18 protein-coding genes are annotated in these 19221 nt (G+C 49.1%); 13 read left to right on the forward strand and 5 right to left on the reverse strand.

What is annotated here, in order from left to right; translation table 11 throughout:
• The first annotated feature begins 15 nt into the window (after positions 1-15).
• Positions 16-612, forward strand: coding sequence for a 3-keto-disaccharide hydrolase (locus tag ACYVK4_RS04780; RefSeq protein WP_461126334.1), 597 nt, complete (start codon positions 16-18; stop codon positions 610-612).
• A 184-nt stretch (positions 613-796) separates the two neighbouring features.
• On the opposite strand, the gene ACYVK4_RS04785 is transcribed toward ACYVK4_RS04780, so the two are convergent.
• Positions 797-2098: a WD40 repeat domain-containing protein gene (locus tag ACYVK4_RS04785; RefSeq protein ID WP_461126335.1), complete on the reverse strand. Its 1302-nt coding sequence runs from the start codon at positions 2096-2098 to the stop codon at positions 797-799.
• Between the two features lie 24 nt (positions 2099-2122).
• Positions 2123-3079, reverse strand: coding sequence for a tetratricopeptide repeat protein (locus ACYVK4_RS04790; protein WP_461126336.1), 957 nt, complete (start codon positions 3077-3079; stop codon positions 2123-2125).
• Positions 3080-3783: 704 nt separating this feature from the next.
• Here ACYVK4_RS04790 and ACYVK4_RS04795 point away from each other — a divergent pair.
• The 3 genes from ACYVK4_RS04795 to ACYVK4_RS04805 are packed head-to-tail and all read left to right on the forward strand — an operon-like array spanning position 3784 to position 5170.
• Positions 3784-4317 (forward strand): TetR/AcrR family transcriptional regulator, encoded by a 534-nt coding sequence (locus tag ACYVK4_RS04795; protein ID WP_461126337.1) that lies wholly within the window; start codon positions 3784-3786, stop codon positions 4315-4317.
• Positions 4318-4370: 53 nt separating this feature from the next.
• On the forward strand, positions 4371-4832 hold the full coding sequence (locus ACYVK4_RS04800; RefSeq protein ID WP_461126338.1) for a hypothetical protein: 462 nt from the start codon (positions 4371-4373) through the stop codon (positions 4830-4832).
• Complete coding sequence (locus ACYVK4_RS04805; RefSeq protein ID WP_461126339.1) at positions 4829-5170, forward strand: hypothetical protein; 342 nt, start codon at positions 4829-4831, stop codon at positions 5168-5170. Before ACYVK4_RS04800 ends, ACYVK4_RS04805 begins: the two co-directional genes overlap by 4 nt.
• Positions 5171-5332: 162 nt before the next feature.
• Here ACYVK4_RS04805 and ACYVK4_RS04810 read toward each other — a convergent pair whose 3' ends face one another.
• Positions 5333-6439: an SMP-30/gluconolactonase/LRE family protein gene (locus tag ACYVK4_RS04810; RefSeq protein ID WP_461126340.1), complete on the reverse strand. Its 1107-nt coding sequence runs from the start codon at positions 6437-6439 to the stop codon at positions 5333-5335.
• Between the two features lie 174 nt (positions 6440-6613).
• Between ACYVK4_RS04810 and ACYVK4_RS04815 the strand changes: the two genes are divergently transcribed.
• Positions 6614-7447, forward strand: a complete 834-nt coding sequence (locus tag ACYVK4_RS04815; RefSeq protein ID WP_461126341.1) for a 3-keto-disaccharide hydrolase — start codon at positions 6614-6616, stop codon at positions 7445-7447.
• Between the two features lie 19 nt (positions 7448-7466).
• On the opposite strand, the gene ACYVK4_RS04820 is transcribed toward ACYVK4_RS04815, so the two are convergent.
• Positions 7467-7952 carry a VOC family protein gene (locus ACYVK4_RS04820; protein ID WP_461126660.1) on the reverse strand — a complete coding sequence of 162 codons (486 nt, stop codon included), beginning with the start codon at positions 7950-7952 and terminating at the stop codon, positions 7467-7469.
• A 255-nt stretch (positions 7953-8207) separates the two neighbouring features.
• Here ACYVK4_RS04820 and ACYVK4_RS04825 point away from each other — a divergent pair, with 255 nt between their 5' ends.
• A complete protein-coding gene (locus tag ACYVK4_RS04825) occupies positions 8208-11501 on the forward strand; it encodes a S41 family peptidase (RefSeq protein WP_461126342.1) in 3294 nt (1097 codons plus the stop codon).
• Between the two features lie 75 nt (positions 11502-11576).
• Here the strand turns inward: ACYVK4_RS04825 and ACYVK4_RS04830 are convergent, their stop codons facing one another.
• Positions 11577-12071 carry a DUF6265 family protein gene (locus ACYVK4_RS04830; protein WP_461126343.1) on the reverse strand — a complete coding sequence of 165 codons (495 nt, stop codon included), beginning with the start codon at positions 12069-12071 and terminating at the stop codon, positions 11577-11579.
• A gap of 87 nt (positions 12072-12158) precedes the next feature.
• On the opposite strand from ACYVK4_RS04830, the gene ACYVK4_RS04835 reads away from it, so the two are divergent.
• From ACYVK4_RS04835 to ACYVK4_RS04865, 7 genes are all read left to right on the forward strand, one after another.
• Positions 12159-13028: a helix-turn-helix domain-containing protein gene (locus ACYVK4_RS04835; RefSeq protein WP_461126344.1), complete on the forward strand. Its 870-nt coding sequence runs from the start codon at positions 12159-12161 to the stop codon at positions 13026-13028.
• 195 nt (positions 13029-13223) lie between these two features.
• A complete protein-coding gene (locus tag ACYVK4_RS04840; RefSeq protein WP_461126345.1) occupies positions 13224-13985 on the forward strand; it encodes a nuclear transport factor 2 family protein in 762 nt (253 codons plus the stop codon).
• Between the two features lie 352 nt (positions 13986-14337).
• A complete protein-coding gene (locus ACYVK4_RS04845) occupies positions 14338-15237 on the forward strand; it encodes a DnaJ C-terminal domain-containing protein (RefSeq protein WP_461126346.1) in 900 nt (299 codons plus the stop codon).
• Positions 15238-15278: 41 nt separating this feature from the next.
• Positions 15279-15581 (forward strand): chaperone modulator CbpM, encoded by a 303-nt coding sequence (locus tag ACYVK4_RS04850; RefSeq protein ID WP_461126347.1) that lies wholly within the window; start codon positions 15279-15281, stop codon positions 15579-15581.
• Positions 15582-16289: 708 nt separating this feature from the next.
• Positions 16290-16520 carry a hypothetical protein gene (locus ACYVK4_RS04855; RefSeq protein ID WP_461126348.1) on the forward strand — a complete coding sequence of 77 codons (231 nt, stop codon included), beginning with the start codon at positions 16290-16292 and terminating at the stop codon, positions 16518-16520.
• 57 nt (positions 16521-16577) lie between these two features.
• The gene (locus tag ACYVK4_RS04860) at positions 16578-17480 is read left to right on the forward strand and encodes a magnesium transporter CorA family protein (protein WP_461126349.1); all 903 of its coding nucleotides are present in this window, start codon (positions 16578-16580) and stop codon (positions 17478-17480) included.
• Positions 17481-17729: 249 nt separating this feature from the next.
• A complete protein-coding gene (locus ACYVK4_RS04865) occupies positions 17730-18638 on the forward strand; it encodes a manganese catalase family protein (RefSeq protein WP_461126350.1) in 909 nt (302 codons plus the stop codon).
• Positions 18639-19221 lie beyond the last annotated feature (583 nt).

A 19221-nucleotide genomic window follows, 5' to 3' on the forward strand; every position in this document is an offset into this window, starting at 1 on the left:
AAAACCTGATACCCCATGAAACAATGCCTTGCTATATGCCTGCTGTTTACGGCACTGGCGTTTACGGCTCCTACCAAAACCGTTAAGCTGTTTAACGGCAAAGACCTATCGGGCTGGAAGATCTACGGCACCGAGAAATGGTACGTCGAGAACGGCGAGCTGATCTGCGAGAGCGGCCCCGATAAAAAATACGGCTACCTCGCTACGGAGAAGCACTACAAAAACTTCGACCTGACATTGGAATTTAAAGAAGAAGCGAACGGCAACAGCGGTGTGTTCTTCCGCTCGACGGTAGAAGGCACCAAAGTGAACGGCTGGCAGGTAGAAGTAGCGCCACCGAATCACGACACGGGCGGCATCTACGAATCATACGGCCGCGGCTGGCTGATCCAGATTCCCGACGAGAAAGAGAACATCCTGAAACCCACTGACTGGAACAAGCTCCGCATCCGGGTAGAGGGCGACCATGTACAAACCTTCCTGAACGGCACCCAAATGGTTGACCTGACCGACGAGAAAATCGGTAAAGGCGAAGGCTCCGTAGCCCTGCAAATCCATGACGGTGGCGGCATCAAAGTCCGCTGGCGGAATATGAAGTTGAAAGAATTGTAGCCGTACCGCGGTCCTTCAGCCCGCGCAGTTGAAGCAAAGACGTGTAGGCGAAGACTTATGGCCTTAATAAGTATGAAGTCTATACCCCCGTTATTAGCGACGCTCTCTAGTGAGCTTGCTAACAACGGGGGTTCTTATTTATCACCTAATTATCTAGAAGAAATTGGGACTGATTTGTCCACTCTTAGTTTATTTCCCAAATTTTAAGCTCACCAGTCGCTGCCACTGCAAGTACATAGCGTCCACCGGGACTAACTTCCAGTTGTTTAATACTAGCCTCGCCAAAAACCGGATTGATATCCTTAGCTCCGTGCAGACTGTATACCTGATCATCATTTTTTGAATTCCAGACTCTTATATAGGCCCATGTAGGCTTATCGACATCATCTGTTGCAGCACTTATTAAATAATTTTTATCTTTAGAATAGGCAATATGTGTAATTTTTTTTGTTGGGTTAGCATAAATTCTGTTTAGTCTATTTAGTGTTTTTTGAGATCTATCATTTATGGTCAAATCATACGTATCAATAACGCCATCAGCCCATCCTACAAAAGCAACATTATTTTCCTTTTCAATAGTTAACGATGTTATTTTTTCGTTTATGCCTCGTCCGAAAAAGAATTCTTCACTACTATTTTGAGAATAGTCATCAATTGTGAAATAGTATCTATAAAAATCACTCACTGCTGACGCTATATTACCAATTTTTGAAATATAAAATATCCGATTTCTTTTAAAGTCAATATAGCGGTTAGAAAACCCATTTTTTAAAAAGTTTATCTTGTCAAGTTTGAAAAAATCTACCTTATCATCTTTTATCTTAACCTTATTTAATTCATTTATATTGTAGGATGTATATTTTTTTGGTTTATAATTAACCCATCCATCGTATAAGAAGTAACCTAACCCAAAAAGGTCATCTTCGGACGAATTGGGTTCGATCGTCTGAATCAATCCAGAATTGATACCTAAAAGTCTATATCTAGGATCCTTTTCCTTCATAAATTCGGCGACTTTTTCTCTTTGCTCTTTAGATTTAATTGATAAATCAAAGTCAAGAGAAGTCATAAAATTTCTCTTGACCTCTCCGTTCTTATCAATTTGTTTCACATCGCCATAGGGCAACCTTCTGGCATAAAAGAAGTCTTTTCCAGCCACTGTTTGTAACGTGAAGTTATTTCCTGAAGATGGAACAGCATTAGGATAAAACTCATTTGTAATATCCTTTTTTACAGTAAAATTTTTACCATCAAAATGAACTATATGGTATAAGAGGTGAGAGATCGTAGATTTGCTAGTTACAACAATCAGCGTAGTGTCTGTAAGGAAATAGGCAAATTCAATCAAGCTCATACCTCCCTCTTGAGCTTGCCTATTGAACGTGAATTTTGGAGGCAGAAATTTAACGTTCTTACGCGCGTATTGCGCCAGTAACGGTGTATAAAACGTAAATAGCACGACTACTATTAACAGAGCTTTCTTCATAATTCTTCGCAGGAACTTACCTTCCTATCGTTTAATAATGAAAGGTTTTTCAGTAAGTATATCGCTAATATAGGATTCTGACTTTAAGCCCTTCTCACCATCACTTGTCTTAAATAGTAAATATTTTTTCAATGCATAAAGTGCATCCGATAAAGCCCCATGAAGCATATAACTTTCACCCAGATAAAACCAGGCAGAATGAAAATTAGGATTTAGGCGCGTTGCCATATCAAGGGCAACAGAAGCTTGCTTATATTCTTTTAATTTACCGAGAGATACACCTTTGTAATAGTAAGAAGAGTCTGCTTTGTAACCCAGTAATATAGAATTTTGAAAACAGATAATGCACTCAAGGTCCAAGCCTTCAGAATAACAGGATATTCCTTTTTGATATTGATACTTACCAGACTTAGAATTTTCTTTAATGGACTGGTCTAATAGCTTTATTTTATTTAGTCTATTCTCAGATGTATTACCCGGAATCGCAATGGCTTGTTTGTATATTCGTTCTGCTTCCTGCTCTTGTTTTAAAGTAGGGCTCGTTACTTCTTTATAGTAACATAAAGGTTTTACCCGCCAATAGTATTCTTCAAATACACCACTCGTCAATGTTTCAGATCCATCGGAGAGGGCCGACATAAATCCTCCCGCCCCTCTATTTGTATTTATGTTCACTAGTACAGGCGCGCCGTCGCAATAACAGAACGTACTAATCACCGTTTCTGACCCTCCCCCACCTATGTATGGAATGCTTTCCCTATGCTTATATTCACCTGTTCTGTCAATGGTAGTTACCTCGAACGTATTGAATTTTACTCCTCCAAAAGAGGTATTCTTTCTTATAGTAGTATGTTGCCAATCTGCTCCTGATATGTCATAGTCAGGCGGCAAAATTAATTTTGACGTTGGCGATAAATTTCTTACCTGCGCCCGTAGCACGTGAAAGGGCAAAAGAAGCAAAATAACTACATATATTTTCATGAAAATTAAACAGTATGATGTGAAGTCTCTGTAAAATAAATGCATAAATTAAGGTAGTTACTATTCAATAGATAAAACAAATAAGTACGACCTAACTAAATTCATGAAAGATGACAAACGGAATCAACTAATTTTACATATCTTCCAATGTAAATATTTACTTCGAAGTCTTGAATCCACGCATTGAATCAAAAAAATATTTACTTTGACGCTACTTTTTCTATAAGTAACGGATTAAAAAAATTTTAGATTATTAAAATTATCTTACAAAGATGACTTAAAGAAAAACGCGTTGACAAAATAGCTCTAATTAACTATTATGAAAAATTGCTTTAAATCAGACGGATTGCCTTAAAAAAAATATATGAACTTACTAAAATCACAGAAAGTGGCAGCCTGTAATTCGATTATACATATATTAAATCATACATTCAACCAATTGGAAAATGGCAATTGGTTGAATGTATGATTTAATATATGTATCTAAATAAGTTTCAACGGTGCTAATAAAGCCTCACCTTCGCCAGCCAACAACTCACCTACTGATTCAAAATCAACATACGACACCGTAGGCACATCATCAGCTTTCATATTACGAGCTTCTTTCTAATTTGTCTTAGCCAATGATGAAGCGTATGTAGGGCTAGGATCGGTTTTAAGTAATCGACCCTATTTATCTTTATTTGCAGGAGAAAACTCGGCCCATGATCGAAAATAAAGACAGCTGGATTAAGGTGGGGTACGAAATTTTTGCTTTGTCCGGCGAAAGTGGCCTGAAGGTGGAAACCCTCGCCCGAAAAGTAGGCATTAGCAAATCGTCGTTTTACCATCACTTCGCCGATCTGGAGGTGTTTATCGAACTCCTGCTGGCCTTTCATTTGGTACAGTCGCAGGTTATTGCCGACAAAGAAAAGAAAGCCGCCAACATAGACCCTGAACTCATACAAATTCTGGTAGCGCACAAAACAGACTTACTGTTTAACAGGCAGTTGCGCATTAACCAGCAGTATAAAGCGTATAAGGAAACGCTACTCCGGTCTAACCAGATTATCGGTTCTGAATTTGTGTCTATTTGGGTGAAAGACCAGCAACTACCGTTGAGTCAGAACCAGGCAGAGGGTTTGTTTGAGTTGGCCCTGGAAAATTTCTTTCTGCAAATAAATGCCGAAACGCTTACGAATGAATGGCTATCCGATTACTTTAAAAATTTGAAGCGCATTGCCCAGAACTTCGGGTAGCCCCGGTGCATTGTACGGGAGCGTCTAAAATACAGCTGTGAACGCCGGTAGCTTTGCCAAAAGACAAAGTAAGTGCGGCTATGAATCCAGCGTTTTATAAATCGTATTTAAAGTTTACCGCTTTTGTTGTCGGTTCGTTTGGCCCGGTTTTCTTTTTGGGCAGTATGGTTCCCACGTCGGAACCGGCCCGGTGGGCGCTCGATTTCTTAAGCTTTCCGGTGGATGGCGCACAGGATTATACCGCAGCTACCACCCGGTTTCTTTCGGCGCTTACCGGCGGATTTTTGTTTGGCTGGGGCGTCTGCATCTGGTGCTTACAAAAATGGGTCTACGACGCAGCGCCGGAAGGGGTTCGAAAATCGGTACTCACGGGCCTAGTAGCCTGGTGGGTGCTGGACAGTGCGGGCTCCCTGGCTTCGGGCAATACGTCCAATGTTTTCTTTAACATCTTCTTCCTGTTGTTGGCCGCCGGACCACTTTGGAAACCAATCAACATGAATTCTATCGCCCAATGAACAGACAGCCTCTACTTCGGTTTTTACTCTTTGTCCAGACCATTGCGCTACTAGTCTATACCTACCTGGCTTTTCAGAACGAAGGCGCAACCCTCTTTCAACTCTTCCTCGCCAATATTGCCTCACTAACCTGGAATGGGCAATTCAATCTGGATTTCAGCTGTTACCTGGCACTTTCGGGATTATGGATTATGTGGCGGAATAAGTTTGCTCCTGCGGCTATCGTACTGGGCCTGGCAGCCATGATCCTAGGCATACTGGCGTTTGCTCCGTACCTCCTGTATCTGTTAACGAAAGAGAATGGCGACTTAAAAAAGGTGCTGATTGGTGACAGGTAATGCCCGGCACAAAAAGGCGTCCGGACACCAGAAGCCCAACCGATAGGGTGGTGCTGACGAAGCCGATTCATATCAACTTTGCCAGCACCGCCACTTAGTTAACGTGAATAATGACCGCGTAGCGGTTTGATATTCATTATGAACTGACCATTATTTACTTAATCACTGATTCACCAGATCAACATACGACATTGTGTGTACATCGTCGGCTTTGGTGTTGACGAACTTCTTTTCGGGTTTGTCGAAGTCCGTTATATAAAGCCGGTTGCCTTTTAGCAGCACTTCGGCGGGTTGGTCGATGCGGCCGTCTTTGCCATCGGTATCGCCGTTCTGCACCAGGGTACTCACCTTACCATCGGGCGTTACGGTCTGGATCGAGTTCATGCGCGAATTGCAGAGGTAGATCTTGTCCGTTTTGCGGTCCACGATCAGACCGTCGACGCAGGCAATGGGTTCGCTTACCTTCACCACTTCTTTTGAGGCCAGCGAGCCGTCGGGCTTGAGGGTCATTTTGTAAAGCGTGCCATCGCCGAACGATCCGGTGTAGAAATTCCCTTTGCTGTCGTAATCCAGCCCGTCGGCGCCGTTGTCGACGCCCGTTTCATTGACCGTCGTGGTGAAGGTCGCCAGCACGTGCGGGTCCATCGTTTTCGGCTTCAGGGCCACTACGCCCTTATTAAGTTCATCGAGCGTAAAGTGAAACACGGCGCTGCCTTTGTCGTTGTCGGGCATGTCCCACTGGCTGTCGGTCACGTAAATGGTGTTGCCTTTCCAGACCACCGCATTCGACAGCCCGAAACCCGTAACAACCGGCTCCACGCTCACCGCTTTGCCACCACTCATCTTGACCCGCATGAGCCGCGATTTGTAGTTTTTATCGTTCTCGTACTGGTTATCGGCATAATACAGATTGCCATCGGGGCCAAACGCCAGATCCATCGGGCAGGCGTGTTTGGTGTCGGGGTGGACGGGCAGGCTGGTAAAGAACTTCACCGAGTCGGCAGCAAACGTGACCAGCACACCGGGAGAGCTGTTGTCGGCCAGATTGGGGACGGACAGATAGACTGTTCCGTCGGGAGCCAGCGCCATGCCATCGGGCGTGTTGTATTTGGCGGGTAGTGTGTACAGCAATTTGGGATCGCCAATAGTCGAGACGGTCTCTTTGGCACTATCCAGATCGCCGGTATCCACACCCTTCGCATTTTCTTTCTTTTGGCAGCCAGCGGCCAGGCCGAGTCCGAGTAGAACCGGAATGATAAACTGTTTCATGGTTTTATGTTGAGTAAGTAAACACATCCCGACATAAACCGAGTGTTCTCTTAAAAGTTGTATTCCTTGAGTGAGCGAATGGTAAAAGAGCGAAAGAGTGAGTACTGCATGACCAAAACACTTGAAAGTAAAGTATTACAACAGCTTATACATTAGCCTATTACCCCTTCTGTTATGAAATTACGCTTGCTAGCAGCCGGTATCGGCCTGCTCATTGCTTCGTCGGTAATGGCCCAATCATCGGCCAGGTGGCAGTCACTCTTCAACGGAAAAGACCTAACCGGCTGGGAAACGTATCTGGATAAACCTTACGCCAAAGACGGGGAGAACGACAAAACACCGCCCATTGGACTGAATAAAGACCCTAACCATGTTTTCTCCGTCGTGATGGTGGATGGTAAACCGGCCTTACGCATTTCGGGCGAGACCTTCGGCGGCATCAATACCCTGGCCGACTACGGTAACTACCACCTCCGCATGGAGTTTAAATGGGGCACGCAAAAGTGGCCACCCAAACTCGACCGCCCCCGCGACAGTGGCCTGTTGTATCACAGCGTCGGTCCGCACGGCACACCGATGTTATGGATGGAATCGTTTGAGCTGCAAGTGCAGGAGGGCGACTGTGGGGACTACTGGGGCGTCATGAACGTACTGGCCGATATTACCGCCCGTAAAAATGAAAAGGGATATGTTTATGACCCGGCTTCCCCGCTCATAACCTTTCAGGATAAAACGCCGATCGGACGGTCGTGCCTGAAAAACCCCGATGCCGAGAAGCCCTCCGGTCAGTGGAACGTACTGGAATTATATTGCTTTGGCGACACCAGCGTACACGTCATGAACGGCAAAGTCAATTTAGTCCTCACCAAAACCCGCCACCTCGTAAACGGGCAGGCCGAGCCGCTGACGAAGGGCAAAATCCAGATCCAGTCCGAAGGGGCCGAGGTTTTTTATCGAAATATTCAGATTCAGCCCATTGGTCAGTTGCCGGTGGGGTTGGTGAAGTAAGAAGGGGGTAGATACCCCCTCAAATCTCCCCAAGCAGCCCTTCCAGATCCAGCGGATGCGTGAACATCTCGATGGAGCCGTCCGGTTTCAGCGGCCACTCCTCGCGCGGGCGATCCCAGTAGAGTTCAACGCCATTGTGGTCGGGGTCGTTGAGGTAGATGGCCTCGGAAACACCATGATCCGATGCGCCCGTTATGGGGTACCTGGCATCGATGAGCCGCTTGAGCGCCACAGCCAGATCACGGCGGGTGGGGTATAGAATAGCCGTATGAAACAGACCGGCCGCTCGGGTTGGCGCGGGGGATGCATCTTTACTGTACCAGGTATTCAAACCGATGTGATGGTGGTAGCCCCCGGCCGAAATAAAGGCGGCTTCCTTACCGTACATGGTAACGAGTGAAAAGCCCAGCAGGTCGCGGTAAAACGCCAGTGCCCGGTCGAGGTCAGCAACTTTCAAATGTATGTGCCCAATGCGCGTCTGGGCGGGAATGGTGTAATCAGCCATAGCCATAAGCATCAATGTATGCGTTCATTTGATGTATCAACACGAATTATCGGCAATTCGTTTTTGTCTCTGGACAGCCCTGTGTAAAGGTTGATGGGGAAGGATTTATAGTCTTTCCATTGGCCCGAATAGTAGCTTACCTCCATATTTAATTTGCCATCGCCACCCAACAGCCGTATTTTTATAGTACGTTAATCATGTTATCAAATTATTTGTACAGATCACTCCGTTCGTCAATAAGCTGACGCCTTGTCAATGTATACCTCTACAAAAACCTTTCTCTTTCAATCGGCCCTGCTGGCTGCGCTGGTAGCACCCGTTATGGCCCAGTCACAACCCGCTACACCAACACTCAAATTCGCCTATGCCGAACCCAGTCTCTCGCCCGATGGGGCCGAAGTGGCGTTCGTTTCCGGGGGCGACATCTGGACGGTGCCCGCTGCGGGTGGTGAAGCCCGGCTGCTGGTCTCGCACCCCGACAATGAATCCCGCCCACTCTATTCGCCCGATGGCAAATACATGGCGTTCGTTTCGTCACGCACCGGCAACGGCGATGTATATCTGCTGACGCTGGAAACGGGGGCCACCAAACGCCTGACCTACGACGATGGGGCCGAAGTGCTCAATGCCTGGTCGCGGGATGGCAAGATGATCTATTTCCAGTCGACCAGCAAGGACATTGCCGGTATGAACGACATCTACCGGGTGTCGGTCAACGGTGGTACACCCATGGCCATTACCGCCGACCGGTACGCCAATGAATTCTATGGCGTTCCCTCACCCGACGGCAAAACGCTGGCCTTTTCGGCGCGGGGCATTGCCTCGAACCAGTGGTGGCGCAAAGGGCACAGCCACCTCGATGAATCCGAAATCTGGCTGCTTCATACCGACACTAAAAAAGCAGGCACCGCCTACGAACGCCTGACCGAAGGCGGGGCCAAAGAACTCTGGCCCATGTGGAGCGCCGACGGCAAAGCACTCTTTTACATCTCCGACCGCACCCAGGCCCAAAACCTGTGGACACTACCGCTGGGTGGTAAACCCGCCATGCTGACATCGTTCACCAACGGGCGGGTGTTGTGGCCATCCATCAGCTACGACGGGAAAAGCATTGTCTTTGAGCGGGATTTTCAGCTCTGGAAATACGACGTAGCCAGCAAACAGGCCGCGCCCATGTCGGTTAAGTTACGGGGCGTAGCCGCCAGCCCGGCGGTGGACCGGCTGAAATTGACGAACCAGTTCCGCGAACTGGCGGTAGCGCCCGATGGCAAAAAAGTGGCCTTTGTGGCGCATGGAGAAGTGTTTGCCGCATCGACCAAAGACGGGGGCGACGCTACCCGAATCAGTAACAGTGCCGCCAACGAATCGCAGCCCGTCTGGACACCCAACAGCCGCAGCCTGGTCTATGTGTCTCAGCGCGACGGTGTTTCGCACCTTTACCGCTACGATTTCGCCACCCGCGACGAAACCCGCCTGACGGATGGCACGCTGGACGATGGTTCACCCGTGTTTTCGCCCGATGGTAAATCGCTGGCTTACGTTCGCAATGGGCAGGAACTGCGCGTACTGGACATAGCTACGAAAAAAGACCGGTTGCTGAAGAAAGCGTATCTCGGCCGTCCGCCCTTTGGGTCGAATGGGTCCGTTGTCTGGTCGCCGGATGGCAAATGGATTGCCTTTGCGTCGTATGGGGCCAAAACGTTCCGGAACATCTCGGTCATTCCGGCCGCTGGTGGCGAAAGCAAGCCCGTCAGTTTTCTGGCCAACACCTTTGGCGGCAACGTAACCTGGAGCCCCGACGGAAAATACATTCTGTTCAGCACCACCCAGCGTACCGAAACGGCGCAGATTGCCCGCATCGATCTGGTGCCTCGTTCACCCAAGTTCCGGGAAGATCAGTTCCGGGATCTGTTCAACGAAGAGGTACCCAAAACACTGAAGCCAGCGCCAACCTCGCCCGCCGTGGCAAAAACCGCCACGCGCGACACCACCGCCCTGGCACTGGGCGATACCGCCAAATCCAGCAAAGGCGCACCGACGAAGATCGTTTTTGAGGACATTCGCCAACGGCTAAGCTTACTGCCCGTAGGCGTCGATGTGGACGCGCATTCGATCAGTAAGGACGGCAAAACGCTGTTGCTGATAGCTACCGTAGCGGGCCAGCAGAACCTGTACACCTATTCACTTGATGAATTGGGTCGCGACCAGAGCGTTGCCCGGCAACTCACCTCAACGGCGGGCAGCAAGAACGGGGCGCAGTTCTCGCCCGATGGCAAAGAGATCTATTACCTCGAACAGGGACGAATCCAGTCCATCTCGCTCGACAGACGGGAACCCAAGCCGCTGGCGGTAACGGCCGAAATGGACGTTGACTTCGGCGAGGAAAAAGTACAGGTATTCCGGCAGGCGTGGGATATTCAGAGCAAAGGCTTCTACGATTCGACTTTCCACGGCACCGACTGGAAAGCCGTTAAAGCTCAGTACGAACCCCTGGCTGCCGGTGCCCGCACCCCCGACGAACTCCGTCGGCTGATTAGCCTGATGCTGGGAGAGTTGAACGCATCGCACTCGGGCATTTCGGGGCCAGCCGGTTCTGTTCAGACAACAACGGGCCGAACGGGCCTGCGCTTCGACCGGGACGAATACGAGAGCAAAGGAAAACTGAAAATTACGGAGATCATTCCGCTAAGTCCGGCGGCTCTGACGGGCACGATTAAAGTCGGTGAATACCTGGTTGGCGTCGACGATACCAAACTAACGGCCACCACTAACCTCGACCAGTTGCTGGAAAACCAGATCAACCGGCGGATTTCACTCCAGATTGCCTCCACCCCCGACGGCACCCCGCGAGACGTGACGATACGTCCGGTCAACCTGACGACAGAAAAGGGTTTACTGTATAAGCAATGGGTGCAGCAGCAACGTCAGTACGTTGAAAAAGTGAGCGGTGGCCGACTTGGTTACGTTCACATGTACGATATGTCGGCGGATGCCCTGGCGCAGTTAAGTCTTGATCTGGATGCCGACAACCACGCGAAAGAAGGTGTTGTCGTGGATGTTCGGAATAACAACGGCGGGTTTGTCAATGCCTACGCGCTGGATGTATTTACCCGCAAAGGCTACCTCACCATGACCTCACGCGGTTTGCCCGCGGCTCCTGCCCGGACGCAACTGGGTCAGCGGGCACTGGAAACGCCAACGATTCTGGTCACGAACCAGCACTCGCTGTCCGATGCCGAAGATTTTACGGAAGGCTACCGGACGCTCAAGTTGGGCAAGGTCGTTGGCGAACCCACGGCTGGCTGGATCATCTTCACCTCGGCCGCGCAACTGATCGACGGCTCGAACCTGCGGCTGCCGTTCTCTAAAATCACCGACAACACGGGCAAGAACATGGAGCTGGCTCCCCGCCCGGTCGATGTTACGGTGTCGAGGCCCATTGGCGAGAGTTATACCGACAAGAATGTGCAGTTGGATACGGCGGTAGCTGAGTTGCTGAAGCAGCTAAATGAAGCCAAAGCGTCGAAAGTGAGCAGCGGTAAGGAATAAGTTTGGTTGTTTTAAAAGTAGAAAGCGGTGCCACGGTTTAGAGCCGTGGCACCGCTTTCTACTTTTAAAAGACTCTTACTTCACCCGGTTAAATACGAACAAATCGGCGAACGCCCATTTCCCGTCTTTTTGCTGGCCGCGCTGGATGACTAACTGGTCTTTGCCGCGCTTTTCGTAGATGATGCGGATGGAGCCGTCTTCTTTCTCGAACAGCGCCTTTTCTTTACCCGCTTCAATGAACTTGTAGCGGTCCGATTTATCCTTTTCTTCCTGACCGATCAGACCGGGTTTGAAGTGCTTCACCAGCACAATGGGGCCCTGCTCGGTCTGTTCGAAAATCAGCATTTCGTACATCGAGACTTTATTGTCTTTCATCATCCGCATGAAGCCGGTGAGGTTATCACCTACAGGCGCAATCCAGGCGGCTTCGATAGGCCCGCCGTTGAAGGTACCGAGCCAGCGCCCTTCCATAAAGGCAACATCCGAAAGAGATCCTTTCGTAGCCTGAGCCTGAACGAAAAAAGGAGTTAGAAAAAAGAGGAATACACGTAAAAAGCGATAGGATTGCATAATGAATCTTGATTTGGTAAGGGCTAAACATTACCAAAACGAATAAATGCCCGATTTCTACGCAACTCATTCCGACCTGTTTGCCCAATGTCTACCAACATCAAAACCTATGCGTTTAAGCCCGGTTTGACCACCGAGATTGAACTCGTTCCGATATCGGCTATTTTTCAGAAGCACGAGTCAACGATTATTCAACCACACCGGGCCGACTTTTACCACATCTTCTGGTTTACGGGGGGAACGCCCGTGCACACGGTTGATTTTATGCCCATCGCCGTCCAGCCGAATTCCCTGTTGTTCATTAATAAGAACCGTGTCCATTTCTTCGATAAAGGAGGTCAGTACGACGGCTGGCTGTTGATGTTCACGGACACCTTTTTTGTCCAGAATCCGGAAGACACTCATTTTCTTCGCAAAACCATCCTTTTCCATGACCTTCTGGATGTACCTGTCGTTCAGCTCGATCAAACAAAAACAGACCTGACGGTGGTGCTTACCCAGCTTCGGGACGAACTGGCCGGACCTGACGATGCGGTTCATGGGCCGATTCTGAAACATCTGCTCGTTACCTTGCTCCTGTTGGCAGACCGGGAACGCAGGGCACAGGGGTTTTCCGAAATCAATAAAGGACCAGCTCTGGACTACACAATGGCATTCAGCACTTTACTGGAAAATCAATTTAAGCACCTTCGATCGGTCAATCAGTATGCGGCACAAATGGGTCTTACAGAAAGACGACTCCAGCAGGCAACGGCTACCGCTGTAGGCAAAACGCCCAAGCAACTCATTGACCAGCGGCTCGTTTTAGAAGCCAAACGATTGCTGGTGTACACAAATCTGTCTATTAAAGAAATTGGCTTTGGACTGGGCTTCGACGAGCCGACCAACTTCACCCGCTTCTTTCGCCAGCAGATCGGCCAAACGCCTGCCGATTTTCGCAAGCCATTTGTCAGATAGGCCAATTTCGTATTTTGATCAGTTTTAGTCGGTTTTTTATCTTTTTACAGGTAATACATCTGTCGACCTTTGTTGCGTCACGACTTGACATCTAAATTATTTGTATTCAATAATTTACCAACAAATTTCGGATTACTGCTTTCCCATATTGGACTAAACACAGGCGGTAATCACACCTAAAGAAAGGAAGCAAAAATGGACAAAAAAGATCAGGTAATTGCTTTATTAAAAAGCATCGAAACCGGCGAGGCAGAACCGGCCGCCGTTATCAACCCAACCCAATATACTCAGCATAATCTAGGCGTTGCCGACGGCTTGGCTGGTTTTGGGGCGGTGTTACAGCAATTGCCGCCCAACTCGGCCAGCGTCAATACGGTTCGTGTCTTCGCTGATGGGGACTATGTCTTTGCCCACACGGATTACAACTTCTTCGGGCCGAAGATTGGCTTTGACGTATTTCGCTTCGACAACGGCCAGATTGTTGAACACTGGGATAACCTGCAAGAGAAACCCGCCACGGCTAATCCAAGTGGCCACAGCATGACCGATGGCCCAACCCAGGCAACGGATCTGGAAAAGACTGAATCCAACAAAGCGCTTGTCAAATCGTTTGTGGACGACATTCTGGTCAATGGCCGTATGGACAAACTGGCGGGCTACGTCGATGGCGATCAGTACACCCAGCATAATCCGCAAATTGGCGATGGTCTTTCGGGTTTGGGGAAAGCGCTGGAGGCCATGGCCAAACAGGGGGTGACCATGAAGTACGACAAAATTCACCGGGTGCTGGGCGAAGGGAACTTTGTGCTGGTCCTAAGCGAAGGGACATTTGGCGGAACCCATACCTCGTTTTATGATCTGTTCCGGGTAGAAAACGGGATGATTGCCGAACACTGGGACACCATTGAAACCATTCCGGCTAAATCGGAGTGGAAGAATACGAACGGCAAGTTCTAACGGTTGCCATTTGTGGTAGGCTACTTGCGGGTAAAGTTTAGGAAATCATAGCGTCAGGGGGCCACTGTTAGTGGCCCCCTTTCCTGTTAGATAAGGTGAATAATGGGTTGGCTCGATCAAAATTTAGCTTATACATATAGCTAGTGTATCTTATTTAACCACAGAGGCACAAAGTCTGTTTAATGAGCTCAATTCAACTTAAATACGGGCATTATTCACGTTAGATACCCATTTTATAGTGACGTTTTTGGGCAAAAACAGCCGGTCCAGATAACAACCTTCCTGCCTGAAAATGTGTTTATAGAGGTGATTAGTAGCTATCATTCACTTATATATACCCGCCACATATAAAATGGACTTCATCGATTATTATAGCGTTCTGGGCTTACCGAAAACGGCTTCGGACGAAGACATCAAAAAAGCATATCGTAAACTGGCCCGCAAACATCATCCCGATTTAAATCCGAATGATGCGGAAGCCAGTAAGAAATTTCAGCAGATCAACGAAGCAAACGAGGTCCTGAGCGACCCCGAGAAACGCAAGAAATACGACCAGTACGGCAAAGACTGGCAACATGCCGACCAGTTTGAAGAAGCGAAACGGCAACAGCGATCTCGTCCACAATATGCCCAGAGTGATGCCAGCGATTTCTCTGGCGGCTTCGGCGGGTCCGACTTCTCGGACTTCTTCTCGTCGATGTTCGGGCAGGACGCGGGGCCGCGCGGAGGTCGGCAGCGGGCGCAGTTCCGCGGGCAGGATTACCAGGCCGAGTTGAACCTAAACCTGCGCGATGCGTATACGACCCACAAACAAACGCTGACCGTCGACGGCAAGAACATCCGCATTACTGTACCCGCCGGTATTGAGAACGGCCAGAAGATAAAGCTGGCAGGTTATGGTGCTCCCGGCGTTAATGGCGGCCCCAACGGTGATCTGTACATCACCTTCGTCATTACCGACGACAGCCGCTACAAACGTAAAGGAAACGACTTGTATGTGGATGAAGAAATCGACCTGTACACGGCTCTGCTGGGTGGCGAGAAGATTATCGAAACGCTGGACGGCAAAGTAAAACTGACTGTACCGCCCGAAACCCAGAACGGTGCCAAAGTTCGGCTGAAAGGCAAAGGCTTTCCGGTTTACAAACAGGATGGCTCCTTCGGCGACCTGTACGTACAATGGCAAATCAAGCTTCCCACGAAGCTAACCGACGAGCAGAAAGACTTATTCCGAAAATTAGCCGCCATGTAATGCCGAGCGTCGGCTCGGCACGGCAATAACCATTTGCATCCATGCAGCCTAACCACCTTATCCCCATCAGCGAGTTCTGCATTCACCACCATGTCGAAATCGCGTTTGTGAACTCATTGGAACAACAGGGCCTTGTCGAAACAATCTGTGTCGAGCAGTCGGTTTTTGTGCAGCCCGAACAACTACCCCGGCTGGAGAAGCTCGTCCGGCTGCACCAAGACCTGGCTATCCATCCCGACGACCTCGACGTCGTGAGCGATTTACTGGAGCGTCTGGAGGGCCTACAGGGAGAGATAAGCCAGCTACAGAATCAGTTGACGTTCTATCAACGTCGGGCTGGCTGATCAGTAATTCAACATTAATTGTGAATTGTTCACCGATTAAACAAAGCGTAATTTCTGTCATCCCGACGCCAGCAGGGGCCGCCGGAACGGGAACCTTCGGTTAACTCGAAAAAATAGTCTCTATTGGTCTTCTTTTAGTAACTGGACAGCGCGGCTGCCGCAAAGAACTATCACAAGGAAACTTGATGTCCATTCCTATTGATTATCAATAGTTGACATAAACGAGGGTTTGAAGAGACGGGCCGTACACAAATTAGCCTAACGTAGGGCACTTTGATTCCTATGAAAAAGATCGGCATACAGACTACCTCTTCAGAAGCAATAAGCCTGCTGACCGAAAAGTAAAATGACAGACCAGAGCTGGACAGGATGGCTTTTAATGATTTGTTACCTGTCAACTGGAGATCGCGTTGAATGAACTAGTCAGGTGCTTTGTAACCGGTATTAGGAGTATCGATTTACACTGGTCAATAAAACAAAGTAGCGCTTTCCGACATTACTAATGACACACCGGCTCTAGGCTTCGGCAACACAATCAGCACACGCTACTTTTCGTATTGGATGAATCGATTCACCATTCTCGGGCAAGGATGTCTCATCACCTCATGGCTGTTGTACGGCTGTCGCGTTCTGTCCTCACAACCTTCCCTGAAGGCTGACTTTTACCACATCCCGCATGCCACGCCCCTGGCTATAAATGGCCAAAGAATGTACATCAGGGATGCAGGCGACATTCACGAATTTGTCTTACGAACACCGATTGGTACAGAATACCAAGGGGTGGTCGTGGATGCCGGGGTCGCTGTCCTCTACGACGCACGTATTTTTAATATAGGCCTGGCCATCGGCCCGGATTACTTAACCGATGCCAATCGCCAGGCCTGGCTTTACCAGCAAAAACCCTGGTTTGGTGTGCTGTTTGGTTTAAGCCTGAATTAGCCCTCCTAAATCGCCAACGTTCTGCCATAGTCGGTAACCTACAAACCGCAAACACCCATGCAGCACCAATTAGCCACCCCTACTGACCACGCCTTTACCTGGCTGGATTTGAACGACCCCTCGACCGAGGAATTGAACCAGGTGGCTCAGCAGTATGATCTGTATTATACCGTGATTAAAGATTGTCTGGAACCGGATCACCTGCCAAAATTTGAATCGATTGGGCCGGTGAATTTCATTATTACCCGCATTTATAATCCCGATAAAGATACCGACGCCGATACCATCCAGGAGCTCAGTAACAAAATTGCTATTTTTTACAGTAAAGACTTTCTCATTACCGTCCACCGCTATGAGCAGCCCGTACTGGAGGAGATTAAAAATCGCTATGTAGATCCTGGGCGCTGCCCGACCACGGCGGAATTAAGCATCCGCATTGTTCGCTGGGTCCTGGCTAGCTACATTGATCCGGGTCTGGCGTTGGCCAATGAGCTGGACCGCTATGAATCGGCTCTTTTTTTAGGAAAACCCACCAAACAAGTGCTCCAGCAGTTATACTATCTGAAGCGCAAGGCCTCCTCGGCTAAGCGCATTTTAACGCTGACGGAAGACGTTCTCCATTGTTTACAACGGAGTGAGGGCGCTTCCCCCGTCTTACAGGATACGCTGGATTTACATCTGAAAGCCCGCACCATCTACGACCAACTCGAAGAGGCAGCCACCCACTTGCTGAACATCTACCTCTCGATGGCCTCCCAACGCACCAACGAGGTGATGCGTGTGTTGACAATCTTTTCAGCGTTTTTCCTGCCGCTCACCTTTCTTGCCGGTATCTACGGGATGAACTTCGAGTACATGCCCGAACTAAAATGGCCCTGGGGTTATCCCGGTGTGCTCGTCGCAATGGCGTTCGTAGCCTTCGGTATCTTTGGTTGGTTTAAGCGCAAAGGCTGGCTTTAGCCGGCAGTATAGCCGGCTTAATTATGAGCCGAGTCTTTCCCGAACTGATTCTATCAAACGCCCCAATCAATGGACAATTGCCTGAACGTTCCTTCGATTTAAGGTAGAGTCCTTGTTGAGACGTTGGTGTTTATAGCTGTTCACTGGTATCCCTGGCACCCGTTTGCTAATCCTTTAACAACCTTTGTCTATAGAATCAGTTAGGTAAAAGGCAGGACCTTGCCGACTAACCAATTAAACAACACTGGTATGATTTTAAAGATGGATCGGCTTCCCATTGAGTTGCCTACCCCCAAGAACCCTTCGGCCAATGATGCGGCCGCGATTCAGGAATTGTTAGGCGGTAAGTTCGGCGAGATGTCCACGCTGATGAACTACACCTTTCAGTCCTTCAACTTCCGGGGACGCAAGAAAATTCGTCCTTTTTACGATGTCATCGCTAGTATTGCCGGCGAAGAGTATGGGCATATTGAAGTGGTCTCTTACGCCATCAATCTGCTGCTGACCGGTACCACCAAACGGGGCCATGATCCGGTGACCGCTCCGCTAGCGGATGCGACTAACTTCCGCAATACGAGTCACTTTATCGCCAGTGGCCAGGGGGCATTACCCCTGGATTCAATGGGTCGTTTCTGGACGGGGGAGAACGTTTTCAGTAGTGGCAATCTGAAGTTGGACCTGTTGCACAACTTCTTCCTGGAGTGTGGGGCGCGGGCCAACAAAATCCGCGCCTACGAGATGGTCTCCGATCCCACCGCCCGAACCATGGTCGGTTACCTGCTGGTGCGGGGTGGACTCCACGTGGTGGCCTATGCTAAAGCGCTGGAGAAGCTGACGGGAGTAGAAGTGACCAAGCTCTTACCGATTCCTCCCTTGAGCAACGATGCCTTCCCCGAAGCCAAGAAGTTTATGGAGCAGAAATTGCATTTGCAGCTGTACACCTTTAGTCAGGAAGATTATAAGCAGGCGGGCTTAATCTGGAATGGTCCCCATCCGGATGATGGCCAGGAATGCGTCGTTATCGAAGGAGCCATACCGGGCTATGCGGTGCCTGATCTGGAGGAAGAGCCGCAGTTAACAGCACCCGGTACGGAGGACTTCGATCCGCAAATGTTCGCGGATATGGCCAAAAAAATGGGGCTCAAGTATGAATACTAAGGCATGGAGAAAGTGATTCCGGTCTGGCCTCCAGAACTGAATTATCTTCTCGTTCCTATCCACCGAAGCCGCTGCTCTCAACTTATCCAACTGGTTGAAGGCAGCGGCTTCGGTGGGTAGAAATTGGGTAGTAACTTGTACTCGCAATGCCACCTACAGGCTTAAGAGATCATTACACGCAGGTTCCACAAAAGGTATTGGCCAGGAAGTAGCAACGACCACTACCTGGCCAGGCAAACCAATCAATTGGTCGGGTGTCCAGGGGCTGAATTGCGGTAGCCAGGCACGCACCGGCGGACCGTGCCGGTGCGTGACCATTACAGAGCTACAAAAAAAGCAATGGCCTATGAAAACAGCCCATTGCTAAAGCAGATATCAGAACGATCCTTCGTCTCAGGCGGGAGCATTAAAAGAAACACTTTTCTAATCTGTTAACATCGATTAATCGCATACGGCATCCTGCACTGACCCTTTTGCCTGGGACAACTCGACCACTAAACCGGAACAAGTCATTTGTCTAAATATCTCCGGTCCGCCGTTCAGCGGCCTTTCCTTCATGAGTACCTTCTGGTTGGTTTGCCCC

This window comes from Spirosoma aerophilum, from assembly GCF_054782495.1.